Source organism: Methylobacterium sp. Leaf102, assembly GCF_001422425.1.
Taxonomy (GTDB): Bacteria; Pseudomonadota; Alphaproteobacteria; order Rhizobiales; family Beijerinckiaceae; genus Methylobacterium.
On the sequence record NZ_LMMX01000023.1, the window covers coordinates 469192 to 489015 of the forward strand.

Sequence of the window (19824 nt, forward strand, 5' to 3'; positions counted from 1 at the left end):
CTCTCCTTGAGCAAACAACCTCGCAAACCCGGAATCTGACTCCGGATTTGCGAGGTTATGGGCTGTGTTCGCCCCTCACGCCTCCCGGTCGTACCGGAACGCGTCGGCCACCCGCGGCATGGCGATGCGTTCGTAGAAGGTGATCGCGTCGGGGGCGGCCGTGAGCAGGAGCGAGGCCTGCGGGCCGATCGCTTCGCGCGTCGCGGCGATCAGGCCCTGGCCGATGCCAAGGCCCTGCGCCGAGCGGCACACGGCGAGATCCGACAGGTAGGCGCAGAACGAAAAGTCGGTGAGGGTGCGGGCCACGCCCACGAGGGCGCCGTCGCGGCGGGCAGTGACGACGAGGTCGGCCGCCGCCAGCATCATCTCCAACCGTGCGGGATCGTCGGCGGGCCGGCGTGGTGCCAGGCCCGATTCGACGAGGACGCGGCGGAACTCCGCCACGTCGAGATCCGGCTCGATGCCGTAGGTGACCACCGTCCGGGGCTCAGGCGGCGAAAGCGCCATGGCAGTGCTTGTACTTCTTGCCCGAGCCGCACGGGCAGGGCTCGTTGCGCGCGACCCGGCCCCAGGTGGTGGCGTCCGTGGGGTCGCGCTCCAGCACCGCCGTGTCCGTGGGCATCGCCTGCGCGGCGTAGCCGTAGGCCGGTCCGGCCCCGCCGTCGGTTCCCGTGCCTGAACGGCCGAACTCGTTCTCGCCGGTGACGGGATCGAGGTGCTGGGCGAACATCTGGGGCAGGGCGGGGGAGGCGAACGGGGTCTCCTCGGACGCCGGGTCCTCGTACATGATCTCGATGCGAGCGAGCTGCTGGGTGACCTGCTCGCGCAAGCTGCCGACGAGGCCGTTGAACAGGTCGAAGGCCTCCGACTTGTACTCGTTCAGCGGATCGCGCTGGGCCACACCGCGCCAGCCCACCACCTGACGCAGGTGGTCGAGGGTGACGAGGTGCTCGCGCCAGAGATGGTCGAGGGTCTGCAGGAGCACCTGCTTCTCGACATAAGTCATCACCTCGGGCGTGTTCTTCTCGGTCCGGGCCGCATAGGCGTCGTCGGCCGACTGGCGCAGGCGGTCGCGCATCTCCTCGTCGGCGATGCCCTCTTCCTTGGCCCAATCCTCCACCGGCACGTCGAGGTTGAGAACGGTCTGGACCCGCTCGCGCAGGCCCTCGACATCCCACTGCTCGGCGTAGGCGTTCTCGGGCACGTGGACGGCGACGAGGTCGTCGACGACGCCGTGGCGCATCTCGTCGACGGTGTCGCGCACGCTCTCCTGGCCCATGAAGTCGCGACGCTGCTCGAACACCACCTTGCGCTGGTCGTTCATGACGTTGTCGTACTTGAGCACGTTCTTGCGCATGTCGAAGTTGCGCGCCTCGACCTTCTGCTGCGCCTTCTCGATGGCCTTGTTGATCCATGGGTGAATGATCGCCTCGCCCTGCTCCAGGCCGAGGCGCGTCAGCATGCCGTCCATGCGATCGGACCCGAAGATCCGCATGAGATCGTCCTGTAACGACAGGTAGAACTTCGAACGGCCGGGATCGCCCTGACGACCGGAGCGGCCGCGCAGCTGATTGTCGATGCGGCGCGACTCGTGGCGCTCGGTGCCGATGATGTAGAGGCCGCCCGGCAGGGCCTTCTTGCGACCGGCCTCCGGGTCGGCCGGCTCGCCCGACGCCAGCACCTTCTCGCGGTACTCGGCGATCTCGGCCTTGATCGCCTCGATCCTGGCCTCGCGTTCCGCGCCCTCGGGAATGCCCGCGAGCTCCTTCTCGACGCGCATCTCGACGTTGCCGCCGAGTTTGATGTCGGTGCCGCGCCCGGCCATGTTCGTCGCGATGGTGATGGCACCGGGCACGCCGGCCTCCGCCACGATATAGGCCTCCTGCTCGTGGAAGCGGGCGTTGAGCACGGCGAAGCGCTTCGTCACCCGGCCCTCCCGGGCGGCCGCGTAGACGTCGGTGAGGGCGTTGAGGTCCGAGTAATCGAGCGGCGTGAAGCCGGCCTTGGTGAGCATCTCGGCCAGATGCTGCGACTTCTCGATGGAGCCGGTGCCGACCAGGATCGGCTGGTGGCGCGCATGCGCCTTCTCGATCTCGGCGATGATGCCGTCGTACTTCTCGCCCACGGTCCGGTAGACCTCGTCGTCCTCGTCGACGCGCTCGACCTCCTTGTTGGTCGGGATGTCGACGACTTCGAGCTTGTAGATCTCGGCGAACTCGTCGGCCTCCGTCGAGGCCGTGCCGGTCATGCCGGCGAGGTTGGAATAGAGGCGGAAGTAGTTCTGGAAGGTGATCGAGGCGAGCGTCTGGTTCTCGGGCTGGATCGTGACCCGCTCCTTGGCCTCGAGGGCTTGGTGCAGGCCTTCCGAGTAGCGCCGGCCCTGCATCATGCGGCCGGTGAACTCGTCGATGATCACCACCTCGTCGTTCTTGACGATGTAGTCCTTGTCCAGAGTGAACAGGGTGTGGGCGCGCAGCGCCTGGTTCACGTGGTGGACGAGGGAGACGTTGTGGGCGTCGTAGAGATCGCCCTCTTTCAGCAGATCCGCTCCGCGTAAAAGGTCCTCGATGAACTCGTTGCCGCTCTCGGTGAGCGAGACCGTGCGCTGCTTTTCGTCGAGGTCGTAATGCTCCTTCTCCAGATGGGGCATCAGCGCATCGACGGAGACGTAGAGCTCCGAGCGGTCGTCCACGGGGCCGGAGATGATGAGCGGGGTACGCGCCTCGTCGATGAGGATCGAATCGACCTCGTCCACGATCGCGAAATTGTGGCCGCGCTGGGCGAGCTGGGAGAGCTCGTACTTCATGTTGTCGCGCAGGTAGTCGAACCCGAACTCGTTGTTGGTGCCGTAGGTGATGTCGCAGGCATAGGCCGCCTTGCGCTGCTCGTCGTCGAGCCCGTGCACGATGGTGCCGACGGTGAGGCCGAGGAAGCGGTAGACGCGGCCCATCCACTCGGCGTCGCGCGACGCGAGGTAGTCGTTCACGGTCACCACGTGGACGCCGAGGCCCGAGAGGGCGTTGAGGTAGACCGGCAGGGTCGCCACCAGGGTCTTGCCCTCGCCCGTGCGCATCTCGGCAATGCCGCTCTCGTGGAGCACCATGCCGCCGATGAGCTGCACGTCGAAGTGGCGCTGACCGAGCGCGCGCTTGGCGGCTTCGCGCACGGTGGCGAAGGCGGGAATCAGGATATCGTCGAGGGACTTGCCGGCGGCGAGCTCGCCCTTGAGCATGTCGGTCCGCGCGCGCAGATCCGCGTCGGACAGGCTGGCCAGCTGCGGCTCCAGGGCGTTGATCTCGGCCACACGGGGACGGTAGCCCTTCACGCGCCGGTCGTTGGACGAGCCGAAAATCTTCTTGGCGAGGGCACCGAGCATCGTGAACCTACGGTCGATCGAAAAGCGTGAAGGCGAATGTTGGCCGGGCTTATAGAGGTAAATATTGCCCGACGCATCCGAAAGAGCCGCGCCCTCGCGAACGTCGATGTCCTCAGGTTCGCGAAGGCGGAACGGCGTCGCATTCGCTCCGATACCGGGCGCCCGCCCTAAGCGCATGATGTCGTCAACCCGGCCTCAGGCCGGGGTTCTCACGCCCGGTTGCCGGAAGCGGGCGGCAGGGACGAATCAGTTGATCTCGCAGAACCCGGCCCCGGAGCCGACGATGCGTCCGCTGCCGCACCAGACCTGCGTCGTACGGACGTCCCTGACGGGAGCGGGGGCGGTCACGAGGGGGGTGACGACGGACGGGATCGGGCGCGGCATCGCCAGGCTCGTGGCGGGCTCCTGCCGCACCGGTCCGGCCGGAGTTGAACCGATGCTGCCCGTGGCGGCGGGGACGAACGCCACACCCGGACTGCGGCGCCCGCGCGCCTCGGCATCCGAGGCACCGCCGATGAGACCGGCGCCGAGCAGGACCACAGCGAGGGCGACCGAATCTGCACGCACGCGACACCTCCCGGAACAAATCGGACGGACCCTACGCCCCGATCCGTTAAGGCGGCCTCGCCGCAACCCGGCGGATGCGATGGATCGTGGCCCGCCCGGCTTGCCATCGACGCCGGCGCACGCCACCTGTGAGGGCGTGATTCCGGTGGCCTTCCGGCCGCCGCCAACTCTCGCACCGATCACGCCTCGCACCGAGTCCGACCGCACGGTGAGGCGGGGATGCAGCGAGGCGCCCTGCCCGAAGGACGCCGCGATGCCCATCACCCACGCCCTCCTGCGCACCAGCGCCCTCGCGCTGCTCCTGGCCACGCCCCTGGCCGGCGCCCAGGCGCAGCAGCCCGCCGCCCCCGCGCCGGCCCCCCCCGTCGTGGCGCCCGAGACGGTTGTGGCGAAGGTGAACGGCGCCCCGATCACCCAGGGCGATCTGGCCATCGCGTCGGACGATCCGGCCCTGTCCCTGCCGGGCGTGGACGACGCGCAGAAGAAGAATCTGCTCGTCGATTACATGGTCGACCTGAAGGTCGGCGCGCAGGCCGCCGACGCGGCCAAGGTGGCCGAGTCCCCGGACTTCCAGCGCAAGCTCGCCTATTTCCGCGATAAGCTCCTCCTCGACGAGTACCTGGAGCGCGAGGCCAAGAAGGCGGTGACGCCGGAGGCGGCCAAGGCTCTCTACGAGCAGACCGTGAAGGCGATGAAGCCGGACGAGGAGGTCCATGCGCGCCACATCCTCGTCGACAACGAGGACGACGCGAAGAAGATCGCCGTGCGCATCAAGGGGGGCGAGGACTTCGCGAAGGTCGCGGCCGAGGCCTCGAAGGACCCGGGCTCGAAGGCCGAGGGCGGCGATCTCGGCTGGTTCACGAAGGAGCGCATGGTGGCGCCCTTCGCAGAGGCGGCCTTCAAGCTCAACGCCGGGCAGGTCTCGGACCCGATCAAGACCCAGTTCGGCTGGCACGTCATCAAGGTCGAGGAGAAGCGCGTGAAGCCGGTGCCGACCTTCGCCGAGATGAAGGAGCAGGTCGAGCAGTACATCACCCGCAAGACCCAGCAGGATCTCATCCTCAAGTTGCGCGAGGCCGCGAAGGTCGAGCGCACGGGCGCCGCCCCAGCCGAGGGGAAGGGCGAGCCCAAGAAGCCCTGAGTCCAGTGACCCGGAAACCGGCGTGCCCCGCATTCGGCGGGGCGCGCGTATCGATGGTTGCGCGGTTTATGGTTGCGCTTGGCTCCGGGATCGGCTGTGACTGCGCCCGTCGAATCGAGGGGGCAGCATGTCGGGTGGTCACGGGGGCGGCGGAAGCTCCAACAAGCGCGTGGCGCTGCTGATCTCGGTGTTGGCGCTGTTCCTTGCGCTGGCCGAGACCCTGGCCAAGGGCGCGCAGACGGAGGCGCTCAGCGCCAACGTCGAATCGTCCAATCAATGGGCCTACTTCCAGGCCCGCACCATCCGGGGCACCATCCTCAAGACCGCCGACGAGACCCTGGCCCTGCTGCCGCCGGACGCCGCGAATTCGGAGGCGATCAAGGCCAAGCGCGCCGAGTGGGCCAAGACCATGGCCCGCTGGGACAGCGAGCCCGCCACTGGCGAGGGCCGCAAGGAACTCAGCGAGAAGGCCCGGCACGCCCAGGAGGTGCGCGACAAGGCGCTCCACCGCTATCACCATTACGAGTTCGGCTCCGCCGCCTTCCAGATCGGCATCGTGCTCGCGTCGGCCGAGGTGATTACCGGCATCGCGGCCTTGGTCTTCGGCGGCGCCCTCATCGGCCTCGCCGGATTGGCGATGCTCGGCTTCGGTCTCTACGCGCCCCACGTGCTGCCGTTCTTCCACTAATACTCGACAAGCGGTCGGTTTGCCTGTCAAATTCTTCCTGCGACCGGTGATTGAAGCCGGCGCCGGGGTGGATACGCCATGGCGAACGATGCGGACGGGGAAAGCCGGCTCACGCGGGCCTCGGGCTTTCTGTTCATGCACACGGAGCACGCGGTCTACGCCGTGCTTGGGGTGCTTCTGGCGGCCACCGCGATCCTGGCGCTCGTCGATGCCACCGGGCTCCTCGTGGGGGCGATCCGCGAACTCGGCGGATCGGGCAAGCTCCTGGAGATCGTCGACCGGCTCCTGTTCCTGCTGATGCTGGTGGAGATCCTGCACACGGTGCGGGTCTCCATGCGCTCGGGCAAGCTCACCTGCGAGCCGTTCCTCATCGTCGGCCTCATCGCGTCGATCCGGCGGGTCTTGGTGATCACCCTGCAATCGTCCGAGGTCACGCATGGCCCGCTCACGCCGGAGCGCGAGGCGCTGTTTCGCATCTCGATGATCGAGCTCGGCGTGCTCGCCGGGCTCATCCTCGTCATGGTCCTGTCGATCTTCCTCCTGCACCGTGCCCGCGACGATCAGCAGGTGGCGGGACAGGAGTAGGCGCTCAGCGCCGCTGCTTGGATTCGGCCGCCCGGCGCAGGGCTTCCGCCATGGCGCCGCCGGGCTCCGCTCCGGCCTTCGGCGGCGGGGCGGCCTGCATCCGTGCGGGGGCCGGGCGCTCCTCGCGCCGGCCGGGGCGGGACGTGTCCGCATCGTCCGACCGCATGGAGAGGGCGATGCGCTTGCGGTTCGGATCGACCTCGACGACGCGCACCTGCACCACGTCGCCGGGTTTGACCACGTCGCGCGGGTCCTTCACGAACCGGTCGGCCAGCATCGAGATGTGCACCAGGCCGTCTTGGTGCACGCCGACATCCACGAACGCGCCGAAGGCGGCGACGTTGGTAACGACCCCCTCCAGGCGCATGCCGGGCTTAAGGTCGGAGATCTTCTCGATACCGTCCTGGAAGGTCGCTGTCCTGAAGGCCGGGCGCGGATCGCGGCCGGGCTTTTCCAGCTCGGAGAGAATGTCGGTGACCGTGGGCAGGCCGAAGGTCGCGTCGGTGAACTTTTTCGGGTCGAGCCCGCGAAGCGTACCCGCATTGCCGATGACCGCCTGGATCGGCTGGCCGGCGGCGGCGAGAATCCGGCGCACCACCGGGTAGGCCTCCGGGTGGACGCCCGAGGCGTCGAGGGGATCGGTGCCGTCGCGGATGCGCAGGAAGCCGGCGGCGAGTTCGTAGGCCTTCGGCCCGAGGCCCGCGACCTTCTTGAGGCTGGCGCGGCTGCGGAACGGCCCGTTGGCATCGCGGTGGACGACGATGTTGGAGGCGACCCGCTCGGTGAGACCGGACACCCGGGCGAGCAGGGGCGCGGAAGCGGTGTTCACGTCCACACCCACGCCGTTCACGCAATCCTCCACCACGGCATCGAGGGAGCGGGACAGCTTCCCCTCCGCCAGATCGTGCTGGTACTGTCCGACGCCGATGGCCTTCGGCTCGATCTTCACGAGTTCGGCGAGCGGGTCCTGCAGGCGCCGGGCGATGGAGACGGCGCCGCGGATCGTGACGTCGAGGTCGGGCAGCTCGGCGCTGGCATAAGCGGAGGCCGAGTAGACCGAGGCGCCGGCCTCCGAGACCATCACCTTGGTGAGTTTCAGTTCGGGCTGCTTGGCGATGAGGTCCGCCGCGAGCTTGTCGGTCTCGCGCGACGCCGTGCCGTTGCCGATGGCGACGAGTTCGACGCCGTGCGCGCGGCAGAGCTTGGCGAGCGTCACGAGGGCGCCGTTCCAGTCGCGGCGCGGCTCGTGCGGGTAGATCGTGTCGATGGCCACCACCTTGCCGGTGGCATCGACCACCGCGACCTTCACACCGGTGCGGAAGCCCGGATCGAGGCCGAGGGTCGGGCGGGCGCCCGCGGGCGCCGCCAGCAGCAGGTCCCGCAGGTTTCCGGCGAACACACCGACGGCGCCGGTCTCGGCCACGGCCCACAAGCGCGCGCGCAGGTCCGTGTCGATGCTGGGCTTGAGCTTCGTCCGCCACGTCCGGCGCACGGTGTCCATGAGGAACGCGTCGCCCGGTCGGCCGGCGTCGCGTACGCCGAACGTCTTGGCGATGCGCAGTTCCTGGGCGGAGGGCTGTCCCTTGGCCGGTTCGTCGCCGACGGCGTCGGTCAGGTCGAGGTCGAGCACATCTTCCTTCTCGCCCCGGAAGAGCGCGAGGATGCGGTGCGAGGGCAGGCGGGTGAGGGGCTCGGAGAACGCGAAATAGTCGGCGAACTTCTCGCCCGCCGCCGCCTTGCCCTTCTTCACCGTCGCGACCATCCGGCCACGCTGCCAGCCTGTTTCCCGCAAGGACCCCACCAGTTCCGGGTCCTCGCTGAAGCGCTCCATGAGGATCGCCCGCGCGCCCTCCAGCGCACCGTCGGTGTCGGCGACGCCCTTGCCCGCATCGACATAGCCCTTGGCCGCCGCCTCCGGCGCCTGGTCGGGCCGGGCCAGAAGAGCATCGGCCAGCGGCCCGAGGCCGGCCTCGCGGGCGATCTGCGCCTTGGTGCGGCGCTTCACCCGGAACGGCAGATAGAGGTCCTCCAGCCGCGCCTTGGTGTCGGCGGCGAGGATGCGGGCGCGTAAGGGGGCGTCGAGCTTGCCCTGGGCCTCGATGCTCTCCAGCACCGCCGCGCGCCGCGCTTCGAGGTCGCGCAGGTAGGCGAGGCGCTCCTCCAGGGTGCGCAACTGCGTGTCGTCGAGGGTGCCGGTGACTTCCTTGCGGTAGCGCGCGACGAACGGGACCGTGGCGCCCCCGTCGAGGAGATCGACGGCGGCCTTCACCTGCCACTCGGCCACGCCGAGTTCGGCGGCGAGGATTGCGTTGATGGCGGCCATGCAGCGTCTCCCGGTGGGGCCGGGGTGTCTACAGGTCCGCGCGCCGGACGGTCAAACGGGCATCGCCGTCGCTGGACAACGCCGCGATCCGGGCAGACACTTTCGTCCAAGAACAGACGTCAACAGACGTCTCGCGCCCAAGAACAGACGTCTCGGGGAGGTGGTGATGAAGCTCGGATTTGGGCCGGCCGTGCTGTGGCTCATGCTCCTCGGACCGGCGTCGGCGGAGCCGCCGACCTTCCAGGTCGATCCGGCCTGGCCGAAGGCCCTGCCGAACAACTGGATCATGGGCCAAGCCTCCGGCGTCGCCGTGGATGCCGAGGACCGGATCTGGGTGGTGCAGCGGCCCCGCTCCCTCACGGACGACGAGAAGGCGGCGAGCCTCGACCCGCCGCGCACGAAGTGCTGCGTGCCGGCCCCGCCGGTATTGGTGTTCGATCAGGCCGGTATACTGATCCGGTCCTGGGGCGGCCCGGGGCAGGGCTACGACTGGCCGCAGAACGAGCACGGCATCCACATCGACCACAAGGGCTTCGTGTGGCTCGCGGGCAACGGCGATCAGGATGGGCTGATCCTGAAGTTCACGCCGGAGGGCAAGTTCGTCCTGCAGATCGGCAAACAGGGTCCGCAGACCAACAGCCTCGACACCACCCGGCTCGGCCGCCCGGCCGCCATGCAGGTGGACCCCGAGACCAACGAACTCTTCGTGGCCGACGGCTACTTCAACCACCGGGTCATCGTGTTCGATGCCGAGACCGGCGCGTTCAAGCGGATGTGGGGCGCCTACGGCAAGCCGCCCACCGACGAGGCCCTGCCGCCCTACGATCCGGCCGCCGCGCCGGCCCAGCAATTCCGCAACCCCGTCCACTGCGTCCAGATCGCCCGCGACGGCCTCGTCTACATCTGCGACCGGGCCAACGACCGGGTGCAGGTGTTCCACAAGGACGGCCGCTTCGTGAAGGAGTTCTTCGTCGAGAAGAACACCCTGGCCAACGGCTCGGTCTGGGAACTCGCCCTGTGGCCCGATGCCGAGCAGACCTACCTCCTCAACGCCGACGGAGCCAACAACGAGGTCCGGACCCTGAAACGCGACACCGGCGCGGTGGTGGGCGCGTTCGGCCGCAACGGCCGCATGGCCGGCGATTTCCACTGGGTCCACAACCTCGCCATCGATTCCAAGGGCAACGTGTTCACCACGGAGGTGGACACCGGCAAGCGCGCCCAGAAGTTCGTGTTCCGGGGCGACATGATCCTGCGCAAGCGCGCCCCGGCCCCGTGACTCGAACCTGGGCGTTCAGGCCGCCGCGTCCCAGATTTCCGTGACGGCCCTGCTCGATACGAGCAGGCGCGCGCGGAGCACCACGTCGCCGGGCGGGCGGCTGGCGGGCGGGCGCCACTCGACATAGAGCCGCCAGCCCCCGGTCTGGGGCACGAACTCGACCACCGGGTCCACCAGGGTGCCGGCACTGGCCGAGACGTCGGCGGCGAGGGCGGCCGCCGGATCGCGGGGCAGGCCCGGCCCTTCGAAATCTACCACGTAGAGGCGCCGGCCCGGGCTCGGCGGCGTGGTCGGACGCAGGCGTTCGGCCGAGCCGACGCGGGTCGACACCACGCGGGCGAGGGTTCCCGGCACGACGCGCGCCGGCTCCGCGCCCACCGTCGCCAGGGTGTAGCGCAGGGCAAGGGGGCGTCCCGCCGCGACGGGGGCGGCCGGCACGAACGCCGCCACGATGTTGTCCATGTACTCCTCGCGCGATGGGATCTCGAAGAGCTGCACCGCACCGGCGCCGAACCCCGCCTCCGGGGTCACCCACAGGCCCGGCCGGTATTCGTGACGGGCCTGGACGTCGAGATAGGCGGCAAAATTCCGCTCGCGCTGAAGCAGACCGAACCCGTCGAGGGGATCGACGGCGAAGGCGGAGACCTGCGGATCGCGCCGCCCGTTCACCAGGGGCCGCCACAGCCGGTCGCCCCGGGTGACGACGGCGAGGCCGTCGGAATCATGGACCTGGGGGCGGAAATCGTCGAAGGGCTCGGCACCCGGCGCACCCGGCCCGTTCTGCCCGTGGAGGAACATGCTGGTGAGCGGCGCCAGCCCGAGGCGGTCGATGGCCTTTCGCGGGTGGAGCGAGGCTTCGACCCGCAGGGTCGAGGGATCGCCCGGTGCGACGACGAAGCGGTAGGCGCCCGTCAGACTCGGGGATTCGAGGAGCGCCAGTACTTCGAGGGTACGGGCGTCGTCCTTCGGTTCGCAGATCCAGAACGCGGTGAAGTCCGGAAATTCCTCGGCGCCCGGGCCGCCCGTGCGGATGGCCGCCCCCCGCGCCGACAGGCCGTATTCCTGGCCCTTGCCGCGCAGGCGGAAATACGAAGCTCCCAGGAAGACGAGGAATTCCTCCTGGATCGCCGGTCGGGCCTCGTCGAAGGCGTAGTGGAGGCGAAAGCCCGCGAAGCCGAGGTCGGCCGGGAAGGTCTGGCCCTGCAACGCGGGGCCGAGGTCGAACAGCTCCGGGCCGTACGCGATGGGCTTCGGCGGCCCCTCCGCCGGCTGGAGGTAGAGGTCCACGCGCTTGGCCTGCAGGAAGCCGCGGTGGAACAGCTGCGCCGAGAAGTGGGTGCCCAGGCGCGGGCTCGCCGCGGGGCGGAACGTGATCCCCCGGTAGCCATCGTAGGTCAGGGTCTGGAGGGTGGGTGGCAGGTCGTCGGCGTGCGGCCGGTACGGGCTGGCGGCGAGCGCCTTCGCCCGCTCGGAAAGCTCCGCGAAGGTCATGGCCGTGGTCCGGTCGGAAAGCGGAGCAGCCATCGTTCGGGCACCATTCAGATCGGTGATACTAGGCAGGAGCATGCCCGTGGCCGCGCCGAGCGTCTGCAGGGCTTGCCGCCGCGAGACGGGGCCGGTCGGCCCGTTCCCGTCCCCACCGTTGCCATCGCCCATCGTGTGCCTGTCCCCGTGATCGGGCATCGCTTGGCTCCCCTCGTACGAGAGTCCCGCGCCCCATGTCCCAGCGGTTGTCGCACGACGCTCAGGTTGCCGAAATCCCAGGCGGTGAAATCCCCGGCGGACCGGCTTCGGAGCACTCCCTCCTCGCACGCCGGCTGATGCTGGCCGGGCCCACCCTGGCGACGGCCGCCCTCATCGCGACCCTGGCGGGGATCGCCTACGGCCCGCCCACCGGCTGGCTCGCCGGCTCCGTCCTCGTCCTGTTCTGCCTGGTGATGGCCTGGCAGTCGTTCGTGGCTTGGCAATACGTCTACGGCCTCGTCGCGGACGCCCTCGGCGACCGGGCAAAGTCGGACCTCGAGATCCGCTCCCTGACCGTGCCGGCGATCGCTTCGGGCCGGAGCCGGACGGCCGCCGTGGTGGCCATCCACGCGGAGGACGCCGTCGCGGTGTTCGCGGCCCTCCGGGTCATGGCCCGCTCGCTCCAGCGCGAGGGCGGCGACGGGTCCGACATCGACCTGTTCGTCCTGTCCGACACCCGCGACGGCGCCATCGCGGCGGTGGAGGAGCACGAATTTTCCCGCATCACCGCCTGGGCGGCCCAGAACGGTCCCGGCCTGCCGCATCTGCGCTACCGCCGCCGCCACGACAATGCCGGGCGGAAAGCCGGCAACATCGCCGAGTTCTGCCGGACCTACGGGGCCGAGTACGACTTCATGATCGTGCTCGACGCCGACAGCCTGATGACCGGCGCGGCCATGCGCCGCCTCGCCCGTCTGATGGAGGAGAGCCCCCGCGTCGGCCTGATCCAGACCGTGAGCTACGCCACCGGCCGCGACACCCTGTTCGCCCGCGTCCAGCAATTCGCCGTGCGCCTCTACGCGCCCCTGTCGATCCGCTGCCTGGAAACGTGGCAGGGGCCCGATGGCAGCTACTGGGGGCACAACGCGATTCTGAGGGTCGAGGCCTTCGCCAACAACGCCGAACTCCCCGTCCTGCCCGGCAAGGCGCCGCTGGGCGGCGAGATCCTGTGCCACGACATCGTCGAGGGCGCGCTCCTGCGTCGGGCCGGCTGGGAGGTGCGCTTGCTGCCCGAGATGGGCGGCACCTGGGAGGAGATGCCGACGAACCTCGTCGATCTGCTCGGCCGCGAGCGCCGCTGGTGCCAGGGCAACATGCAGCACCTGCGCGTCGTGCCCATGCCGGGCCTGCGCCCCGCCAGCCGCTGGCACCTCGCCGTCGGCATCCTCTCCTACATGGCCTGCCCGCTCTGGGTGGCGTTCCTGGCGCTCGGCACCGTCCAGGCCGCGACCACCGGCGATCTCGGTCTCCTCGGCTACGGTCTCACCGGCACGGGGGCGGCCGCCCATGGGCTCGCGGCCCTCGTCGTCCTCGTTCTCGCCCTGCCGAAAGCCCTGAGCCTCGGCCACGTCCTCGTCTCGGCGGAGCGCCGGGCGGCCTTCGGCGGCACCGCGTCGCTCCTGAAGAGCGCGGCGCTGGAACAGGTGATCTGGGTGCTGCTCTGGCCGGTGATGACCCTGTTCGCGGCGGGCGCCGTCGCCACCACCTTCGTCGGGCGCGTGGTGCGCTGGGACGTGCAGGTCCGTGACGACCGCCGGGTGCCGTGGGCGGAGGCCTGCCGGCTGCAGGTCGACACCCTGGTGGCCGGTGGCCTCCTCGCCGGCGTGCTCGCCTATGCCGCCGACCCGTGGCTCGCCCTGTGGATGGCGCCCGTGGCCCTCGGCCTCCTGTCGAGCCCGGCCCAGAGCGTGCTGACCAGCCGGGCCGATCTCGGCCGGCGGGCGCAGGACCTGGACCTGTTCCTCACCGTCGACGACACGCGGCGCGCGCCCGATCTCGCCGCCCTGGCCCAATCGCGCGGCGGCACCGAGGTCCGGGCGGAACGGCCGAACCTCGCCGAGGTCGCGGACCTCCGGGCCAGCGAGGCCCCGGTGTCCTGAGCGGGCGTCAGCGCGCCGGCTTGCCGAGGACTTCGATGGGGTCGGTGCGCTGGCTCGGGGCCGGCTCCTTCGTGACGCTGTCGCCGCCCTGCTTGCCGTCGGACTTCAGCCCCGTGCCGCTGGCGAGTTCGAGACAGGTGACCATCTCCACGTAGGACGGAAACCCTCCGGCATCGAACTGCTTCTCGCACTGGCGCTTGGCCGCCGGCGTGAACTCGCCCCAGCGGCGCTTGACCTCGTCACGGGCCGAACGCTCCGAGCGCAGGCAACCGTCCTTGCTGGCGTTGTCGTTGACGTTGGCCGAGGCGGCGGAGCGGCAGGTCTTCTCGATGTCGAGGTTCGGCGGACCGTCCGCCGCCGAAACGGGCGCCCCCGCGAGCAGCAGGGCCGCGAGGCCGGCAGTGAGGCCGGCAAGCAGGGATCGGGCTTTCGTCATCGCGGGTCTCTCCGGGGGAACTCTCAGCCGACAACGCGAAGCTTCGGCATTGGCCCCGTACGTCCGCGAGGAAAATCACTGCCTGTCCGGGGTGTCGTCCCCCCGCAGGGCCGCGTCGAGATCCCCGAAAAGGTCGTCGACGGCCTCGATACCAACGGATAGGCGCAGGAGATCGGGCGGGCAGGGCGAGCCCGGCCCCTCGACGGAGGCCCGGTGCTCGATGAGGCTCTCGACGCCCCCGAGGGAGGTCGCGCGCTTCCACAGGCGGACCCGGGCGGCGGCGGCGACGGCGGCCTGTTCGCCGGCCGCGATCCGGATCGACAGCATGAAGCCGAAGCCGCCGTCCATCTGGCGCGCGGCGACCGCATGTCCGGGATCGTCGGGCAGGCCCGGATACAGCACGGCGCTCACCGCCGGATGGCTCTCGAGGCGGCGGGCGAGTTCCGCGGCCGAGGCCGATTGGGCGGCGGCCCGGAGGTGCAGGGTGCGTAGGGACCGCATGAGCAGGTAGGCCTCGAACGGTCCGAGGATGGCACCGCCCCCGGCGCGGATCGTCCCGAGTCGCGACCAGAACGCGTCCGCCTCGGCGCCGGCGAGCACGCCCGCGACCACGTCCGAATGCCCGTTGAGGATCTTCGTGGCCGAATGCATCACGATGTCGGCCCCGAGCGTGAGGGGCCGCGTGTGGATCGGCGAGGCGGCGGTGGAATCCACGGCGAGCCGTGCCCCCGCGGCATGGGCGAGGCGGGCGGCGGCGGCGATGTCGGTCACCGTCCAGAGCGGATTGCCCGGCGTCTCGATCCAGACGAGCTTCGTCGTGCCCGGCCGCAGGGCGGCCCGCAGGGCATCGAGATCGTCCATGGGGACGAAGTCGATGGCGATATGCCGGCGCGGCATCTCCTCGCGCAGCCAGCGCTTGAGGGCCCAGTACATCACCAGGGGGGCGACGACGTGGTCGCCGGGCTCCAGGGCGGTGAACACGGCCGTGGCCGCCGCCATGCCGGAGCCGAACAGCATGGCCCCGGCTCGCGCCTCCTCCAGCATCGCGATGACGGCTTCGGCCTCGCGCACGGTGGCGTTGTCGGGCCGGGCGTAGGAGAAGCCCGACGCATAGCCGTTGTCCGGATCGCGCAGGAAGGTGGTCGAGACGTGGAGCGGCGCCACCACGGCCCGGGTCACCGGTTCGATTCGCCCCATGGCCTGGGCCGCGAGGCTGCGGGCCTGGAAGGGGTGGGGCGTGGTTTCGTCCGGCATGGCTCCGGTCCTGTCGTTCGCGGGTCTGGGGGAAGGTGGAGGTCTTCAGGACGCGTTCCTGGCGACGGCGCCGGCCCCGTGGCACGGACCCCATGGCACGGACCCGTCGCTGGGTCCGAGTCCGGGGCCGGCTTCATGAAACCATGGCCCCTCGAACAGCGTTCCGACGCCAGCCTCCGAAGACCGTGTCGCCCCCCGGTAGCCGTGTCGGCCGCTCCGAGACTTGTCGCCCAGAGACACTGAAACCAGGACCCCGAGACGGATGACCGCTACCCTGCATGTGCCCGGCCAGCCGGCCCTGCCCCGCTATCCCCGTCTGGCGGCGGCGATCCTGCCCGTGGTCCTCACGGGCTTGGTCGGGTCGCTCTCGACGGGCTCCAACATCGAGGGCTGGTACGCGAATCTCGCCAAACCGTCCTTCAACCCGCCGAACTGGGCGTTCCCCGTCGCGTGGACGATCCTCTACGGACTCATCGCCTTCTCGGCGTGGCGGCTCCTGGGCGCCAAGCCGCGCACGGGGCCGACCCGGGAGGGCTGGCGGCTGGCGGTGATCGCCTTCGCGGTCCAGCTTGCGCTCAATGCCGCGTGGACCCCGACCTTCTTCGCCGCTCACGCCATCGGCACGGGCGTGGTGGTTTCGGGGGCGATGTTCGTGATGATCCTCTGGACCATCCGCCTGTCGTGGCGCTTCGACCGTGCCGCCGCCGGAGTGCTCGTGCCCTACGCGGCCTGGGTCGGCTTCGCGACGGTTCTGAACTTCGCGCTCTGGCGGCTGAACTGAGCCCTACTCGGCGGCTTCCACGAACACGGTGCCGGCGCGCGGCAGGTCGAGGGTGTCCCATGTCTCCATGAGCGCCGCCGTCAGCTTGGCGATCCTGGCGTCGTCGTGGAACGGCGAGGGGGTGATGCGCAGGCGCTCGGTGCCGCGCGGCACGGTCGGGTAGTTGATCGGCTGGATGTAGATGGCGTGATGCTCCAGCAGATGGTCGGCCGCCGCCTTGCACAGCTCGGCATCGCCGACCATCACCGGCACGATATGGGTCTGCGTGTGCAGCACCGGCAGGCCGGCGGCCTCGAGGGCGATCTTGGTGCGGTTGGCCTGGCGCTGGTGCGCCTCGCGCTCGACGTTCGAGCGCTTGAGGTAGCGGACCGAGGCGCGAGCTGCGGCAGCGATGGCCGGCGGCAGGGCGGTGGTGAAGATGAAGCCCGGCGCATGGCTGCGCACGGCGTCGCACAGGACGGTGGACCCGGTGATGTAGCCGCCGACGCAGCCATAGCCCTTGGCCAGGGTCCCCTCGATGACGTCGACGCGGTGCATCACCCCGTCGCGCTCGGAGATGCCGCCGCCGCGCGGGCCGTAGAGCCCGACGGCGTGCACCTCGTCGAGGTAGGTCATGGCGCCGTAGCGCTCGGCGAGGTCACAGATGGCTCCGATGTCGGAGACGTCGCCGTCCATGGAATAGACGCTCTCGAAGGCGATCAGCTTCGGGCGGTCGCCCGCCGCGATGAGGAGCTCTTCGAGGTGGGCGAGATCGTTGTGGCGGAAGATGCGCTTCTCGCAGCCCGAATGGCGCACGCCCTCGATCATCGAATTGTGGTTGAACGCATCCGACAGGATCAGGCAGTTCGGCAGCAGCTTGGCGATGGTCGAGATGCCGGCCTGGTTCGAGACGTAGCCCGAGGTGAAGACGAGGCCCGCCTCCTTGCCGTGCAGGTCGGCGAGTTCGCGCTCGAGGTCCACCAGGGGGGAATTGTTGCCGGCGATGTTGCGGGTGCCGCCGGCGCCCACGCCACAGCGCGCCGCCGTCTGGGTCATGGCGCCGACCACGTCGGGGTGCTGGCCCATGCCGAGGTAGTCGTTCGAACACCACACGGTGATCTCGGAGGTGCCGCCGTCGGGCTTGCGCCAATGCGCCGTGGGGAAGCGTCCGGCGATGCGCTCGATATCGGCGAAGACGCGATAGCGGCGCTCGGTGTGGAGGTGGTCGAGGGCGGTGCGGAAGTAGGCGTCGTAATCGGCTTGGGTCCGACCCGGACGGGTCTTCTGGATCTTGCGGCTCTCGGTGATCTCGCTCGTCGCGGGCATCCGGTTCACGGGCATCCGTCCTTCACGCTTGGGCTGATTGGCCGGCGGTGGGATCGCGGCCTCTGGCGGGGTCGTTTCCGCGCGGACCCTCTTGCCAGACGGGGTCTTCGCGATTGGTTTTAGCAAAGCGTCGTCGCCGCCTGTTCGGGAGACAGCGAACGCTCCGCGTCGTGGCTGGCTTTCCCAGCGCGGACGGCACGATACAGGCGAACTTGGAATTGGTTCAAGTCGACAACCGCAGCCCTGGTCTGCAGCTTGACGGTGCCGCCAGGTGAGGCTGCCTGATAGGCGCCGTCGTCGTGGCGATGCGTCGCGTGGGAGCCGCTCCGTCCGGGTTTCGCGGCAGGACGCCGATGCGACGATCGAAAAATCGGCTTCCCATCGAAGCCGCGAGCGGATTGAAGCGTTGGCGTGCCACCCCGAGGCCGCTTGGAGAACCATGACCCATCAGACGGACAGGCGGGCCGAGCGCCTCAAGGCGGCCCTGCGGGAGAATCTCCGACGCCGCAAGGCGCAGGTGCGCGGTCGCTCCGAGGCGCCGGACGGCAGGGTTCGGGACGGGACCGGACCCACGCCCCCGGATCCTCCCGATCCGTCCGATGCGAATTCGCCGGACGCCAGTCCGCCGGATGGCGATCCGCCGCAACCCTCCGAGGGCGATCCGGCCTGAGCTGGGCCGCAATCCCTTTTCCGACAAAACTCGCGTATACGCCGGCTCAACGACATGGAAGGCGGGCCGCGGGCTCTCCGCGAGACCGGTCCGAACGTCCCCCGGGGGCGGGACCAGAGCGTAAGGTTGGACAGCAATGGACCGCATCACCATCATCGGCGGCAGGCCGCTCAACGGCGTGATCCCGATCTCGGGTGCCAAGAACGCCGCGCTGCCCCTGATGATCGCCAGCCTGATGACCGGCGAGACCCTGGAGCTCGGCAACGTGCCGCGGCTCGCCGACATCAACGCGCTCCTGCGCATCCTCGGCAACCACGGCGTCGACCACATGGTGGTGGGCAAGCGTCCCGGCCAGACCACCGAGACCGGGCAGACCATCCGGCTCACCGCCTCGAACGTCATCGACACCACGGCGCCCTACGAACTCGTCTCGACCATGCGGGCGAGCTTCTGGGTGATCGCGCCCCTGCTGGCGCGCTTCGGCGAGGCCCGCGTCTCCATGCCGGGCGGCTGCGCCATCGGCACGCGGCCCGTCGACCTGCTGCTGATGGCGCTGGAGCGCCTCGGCGCCACCGTCGAGGTCGACGGCGGCTACGTGGTGGCGAAGGCGAAGAACGGTCTTCGCGGGGGTGAGATCCACTTCCCCAAGGTCACGGTCGGCGGCACCCACGTGGCGCTGATGGCGGCGGCGCTCGCCAACGGCTCGACTCTCATCGAGAACGCCGCACGCGAGCCCGAGGTCGTCGATCTCGCGGCCTGCCTCACCAAGATGGGGGCCCGGATCGAGGGCGCCGGTACGCCGCGCATCACCATCGAGGGTGTCTCGCGCCTGCACGGCGCCCGCCACGACGTGCTGCCCGACCGGATCGAGACCGGGACCTACGCCATGGCGGTGGCGATGACCGGCGGCGACGTCACCCTGGAGAACACCCGGGCCGACCTGCTGCACTCGGCCCTCGACGTGCTGTCGACCACGGGCGCCGAGATCACGGTAGGCACCGACACCATCCGCATCCGCCGCAACGGCGGCGGCATCGCGGCCGTCGATGTCACCACCGATCCGTTCCCGGGCTTTCCCACGGACCTGCAGGCGCAGTTCATGGCCCTGATGACCCTGGCCAAGGGCCAGTCCAACATCCGCGAGACCATCTTCGAGAACCGCTTCATGCACGTGCAGGAGCTTGCACGCCTCGGCGCCAGGATCCGCCTCGAAGGCGATCTCGCCATCGTGGAGGGCGTCGAGCGTCTCAAGGGAGCGCCCGTCATGGCGACGGATCTGCGCGCCTCGGTGTCGCTGGTCATCGCCGGGCTCGCGGCCGAGGGTGAGACCAGCATCAACCGGGTCTACCATCTCGATCGCGGCTTCGAGGCCCTGGAGGCCAAGCTCGCGCGCTGCGGCGCCGAGATCACCCGCGTCCGCTCGTAGGTGAGGCGCGCCGGCCCCGACGGGCCGGCGCGGAATGATCAGCCGCCGACGGCGCCGCGCTTGAAACCGAAGCCGGGAATCTCGCAGCCGCAGGGGGCGTTGTAGGGCGCGGGCCGCGTGCCGCAATTGCCGCGCGCGGTGACGCAGATGCTGCCGCCGCGTCCGCCGCGGGGACGTCCGTCGAAGCGATCGTCGTAGCGGTCACGGCGGCGCTCGTAGCGGTCCTCGTCGTAGCGGCGCTCGAAACGCCGGGGACGGTCGTCGTCGTAGCCGCCGCCGTAATACTGAGCCTTGGCCTCGAACGCGCCGAGGCCGGTACCGAGGGTCGCGGCCGTCGCGATCGCCAGGAGAATGCGCTTCACCGAACTGT

Annotated in this window: 17 protein-coding genes; 8 read left to right on the plus strand and 9 right to left on the minus strand. The window is 69.9% G+C overall.

Annotation, left to right across the window (positions count from 1 at the left end):
* Positions 1-75 precede the first annotated feature (75 nt).
* The 3 genes from ASF27_RS13675 to ASF27_RS13685 form a co-directional block, all read right to left on the minus strand.
* Positions 76-507, minus strand: coding sequence for a GNAT family N-acetyltransferase (locus ASF27_RS13675; RefSeq protein WP_056360777.1), 432 nt, complete (start codon positions 505-507; stop codon positions 76-78).
* Positions 488-3376: a preprotein translocase subunit SecA gene (secA, locus tag ASF27_RS13680; protein WP_056360778.1), complete on the minus strand. Its 2889-nt coding sequence runs from the start codon at positions 3374-3376 to the stop codon at positions 488-490. Before secA ends, ASF27_RS13675 begins: the two co-directional genes overlap by 20 nt.
* Positions 3377-3622: 246 nt before the next feature.
* Positions 3623-3943 carry a hypothetical protein gene (locus ASF27_RS13685; protein WP_056360780.1) on the minus strand — a complete coding sequence of 107 codons (321 nt, stop codon included), beginning with the start codon at positions 3941-3943 and terminating at the stop codon, positions 3623-3625.
* 253 nt (positions 3944-4196) lie between these two features.
* On the opposite strand from ASF27_RS13685, the gene ASF27_RS13690 reads away from it, so the two are divergent.
* The 3 genes from ASF27_RS13690 (at position 4197) to ASF27_RS13700 (ending at position 6357) form a co-directional block, all read left to right on the plus strand.
* Positions 4197-5084, plus strand: a complete 888-nt coding sequence (locus ASF27_RS13690) for a peptidylprolyl isomerase (RefSeq protein ID WP_056360783.1) — start codon at positions 4197-4199, stop codon at positions 5082-5084.
* A 127-nt stretch (positions 5085-5211) separates the two neighbouring features.
* Positions 5212-5772 carry a DUF4337 domain-containing protein gene (locus tag ASF27_RS13695; RefSeq protein WP_056172651.1) on the plus strand — a complete coding sequence of 187 codons (561 nt, stop codon included), beginning with the start codon at positions 5212-5214 and terminating at the stop codon, positions 5770-5772.
* A gap of 78 nt (positions 5773-5850) precedes the next feature.
* Complete coding sequence (locus ASF27_RS13700; RefSeq protein ID WP_056172654.1) at positions 5851-6357, plus strand: phosphate-starvation-inducible PsiE family protein; 507 nt, start codon at positions 5851-5853, stop codon at positions 6355-6357.
* A 4-nt stretch (positions 6358-6361) separates the two neighbouring features.
* On the opposite strand, the gene ASF27_RS13705 is transcribed toward ASF27_RS13700, so the two are convergent.
* Positions 6362-8680 carry a Tex family protein gene (locus tag ASF27_RS13705; protein ID WP_056360786.1) on the minus strand — a complete coding sequence of 773 codons (2319 nt, stop codon included), beginning with the start codon at positions 8678-8680 and terminating at the stop codon, positions 6362-6364.
* Between the two features lie 166 nt (positions 8681-8846).
* Here ASF27_RS13705 and ASF27_RS13710 point away from each other — a divergent pair, with 166 nt between their 5' ends.
* On the plus strand, positions 8847-9959 hold the full coding sequence (locus tag ASF27_RS13710) for a hypothetical protein (RefSeq protein ID WP_056360788.1): 1113 nt from the start codon (positions 8847-8849) through the stop codon (positions 9957-9959).
* A 15-nt stretch (positions 9960-9974) separates the two neighbouring features.
* On the opposite strand, the gene ASF27_RS13715 is transcribed toward ASF27_RS13710, so the two are convergent.
* Positions 9975-11450 (minus strand): glucan biosynthesis protein, encoded by a 1476-nt coding sequence (locus ASF27_RS13715; RefSeq protein ID WP_056361058.1) that lies wholly within the window; start codon positions 11448-11450, stop codon positions 9975-9977.
* Positions 11451-11677: 227 nt separating this feature from the next.
* Between ASF27_RS13715 and mdoH the strand changes: the two genes are divergently transcribed.
* The gene (gene mdoH / locus ASF27_RS13720; RefSeq protein WP_082479091.1) at positions 11678-13582 is read left to right on the plus strand and encodes a glucans biosynthesis glucosyltransferase MdoH; all 1905 of its coding nucleotides are present in this window, start codon (positions 11678-11680) and stop codon (positions 13580-13582) included.
* 7 nt (positions 13583-13589) lie between these two features.
* Here mdoH and ASF27_RS13725 read toward each other — a convergent pair whose 3' ends face one another.
* Positions 13590-14018: a hypothetical protein gene (locus ASF27_RS13725; RefSeq protein WP_056360791.1), complete on the minus strand. Its 429-nt coding sequence runs from the start codon at positions 14016-14018 to the stop codon at positions 13590-13592.
* Positions 14019-14093: 75 nt separating this feature from the next.
* Complete coding sequence (locus tag ASF27_RS13730; protein WP_056360793.1) at positions 14094-15272, minus strand: aminotransferase class V-fold PLP-dependent enzyme; 1179 nt, start codon at positions 15270-15272, stop codon at positions 14094-14096.
* Positions 15273-15534: 262 nt separating this feature from the next.
* On the opposite strand from ASF27_RS13730, the gene ASF27_RS13735 reads away from it, so the two are divergent.
* Positions 15535-16053, plus strand: coding sequence for a TspO/MBR family protein (locus ASF27_RS13735; protein ID WP_056266811.1), 519 nt, complete (start codon positions 15535-15537; stop codon positions 16051-16053).
* A gap of 3 nt (positions 16054-16056) precedes the next feature.
* Here ASF27_RS13735 and hemA read toward each other — a convergent pair whose 3' ends face one another.
* Complete coding sequence (hemA, locus tag ASF27_RS13740; protein ID WP_056172672.1) at positions 16057-17373, minus strand: 5-aminolevulinate synthase; 1317 nt, start codon at positions 17371-17373, stop codon at positions 16057-16059.
* A gap of 424 nt (positions 17374-17797) precedes the next feature.
* On the opposite strand from hemA, the gene ASF27_RS13745 reads away from it, so the two are divergent.
* Positions 17798-18028: a hypothetical protein gene (locus ASF27_RS13745; RefSeq protein ID WP_056360796.1), complete on the plus strand. Its 231-nt coding sequence runs from the start codon at positions 17798-17800 to the stop codon at positions 18026-18028.
* A 136-nt stretch (positions 18029-18164) separates the two neighbouring features.
* Positions 18165-19454, plus strand: a complete 1290-nt coding sequence (gene murA / locus ASF27_RS13750; RefSeq protein WP_056172677.1) for a UDP-N-acetylglucosamine 1-carboxyvinyltransferase — start codon at positions 18165-18167, stop codon at positions 19452-19454.
* A gap of 38 nt (positions 19455-19492) precedes the next feature.
* Here the strand turns inward: murA and ASF27_RS13755 are convergent, their stop codons facing one another.
* Positions 19493-19807, minus strand: coding sequence for a hypothetical protein (locus ASF27_RS13755; protein ID WP_056267120.1), 315 nt, complete (start codon positions 19805-19807; stop codon positions 19493-19495).
* Positions 19808-19824: the final 17 nt, after the last annotated feature.

Bases quoted from the DNA above. Each gene is read 5' to 3' on its own strand.
- ASF27_RS13675 (WP_056360777.1), bottom strand. From the start codon at position 507: ATGGCGCTTTCGCCGCCTGAGCCCCGGACGGTGGTCACCTACGGCATC.
- secA (WP_056360778.1), bottom strand. From the start codon at position 3,376: ATGCTCGGTGCCCTCGCCAAGAAGATTTTCGGCTCGTCCAACGACCGG.
- ASF27_RS13690 (WP_056360783.1), top strand. From the start codon at position 4,197: ATGCCCATCACCCACGCCCTCCTGCGCACCAGCGCCCTCGCGCTGCTC.
- ASF27_RS13695 (WP_056172651.1), top strand. From the start codon at position 5,212: ATGTCGGGTGGTCACGGGGGCGGCGGAAGCTCCAACAAGCGCGTGGCG.
- ASF27_RS13700 (WP_056172654.1), top strand. From the start codon at position 5,851: ATGGCGAACGATGCGGACGGGGAAAGCCGGCTCACGCGGGCCTCGGGC.
- ASF27_RS13705 (WP_056360786.1), bottom strand. From the start codon at position 8,680: ATGGCCGCCATCAACGCAATCCTCGCCGCCGAACTCGGCGTGGCCGAG.
- ASF27_RS13710 (WP_056360788.1), top strand. From the start codon at position 8,847: ATGAAGCTCGGATTTGGGCCGGCCGTGCTGTGGCTCATGCTCCTCGGA.
- ASF27_RS13715 (WP_056361058.1), bottom strand. From the start codon at position 11,450: ATGACCTTCGCGGAGCTTTCCGAGCGGGCGAAGGCGCTCGCCGCCAGC.
- mdoH (WP_082479091.1), top strand. From the start codon at position 11,678: ATGTCCCAGCGGTTGTCGCACGACGCTCAGGTTGCCGAAATCCCAGGC.
- ASF27_RS13725 (WP_056360791.1), bottom strand. From the start codon at position 14,018: ATGACGAAAGCCCGATCCCTGCTTGCCGGCCTCACTGCCGGCCTCGCG.
- ASF27_RS13730 (WP_056360793.1), bottom strand. From the start codon at position 15,272: ATGCCGGACGAAACCACGCCCCACCCCTTCCAGGCCCGCAGCCTCGCG.
- ASF27_RS13735 (WP_056266811.1), top strand. From the start codon at position 15,535: ATGACCGCTACCCTGCATGTGCCCGGCCAGCCGGCCCTGCCCCGCTAT.
- hemA (WP_056172672.1), bottom strand. From the start codon at position 17,373: ATGCCCGTGAACCGGATGCCCGCGACGAGCGAGATCACCGAGAGCCGC.
- ASF27_RS13745 (WP_056360796.1), top strand. From the start codon at position 17,798: ATGACCCATCAGACGGACAGGCGGGCCGAGCGCCTCAAGGCGGCCCTG.
- murA (WP_056172677.1), top strand. From the start codon at position 18,165: ATGGACCGCATCACCATCATCGGCGGCAGGCCGCTCAACGGCGTGATC.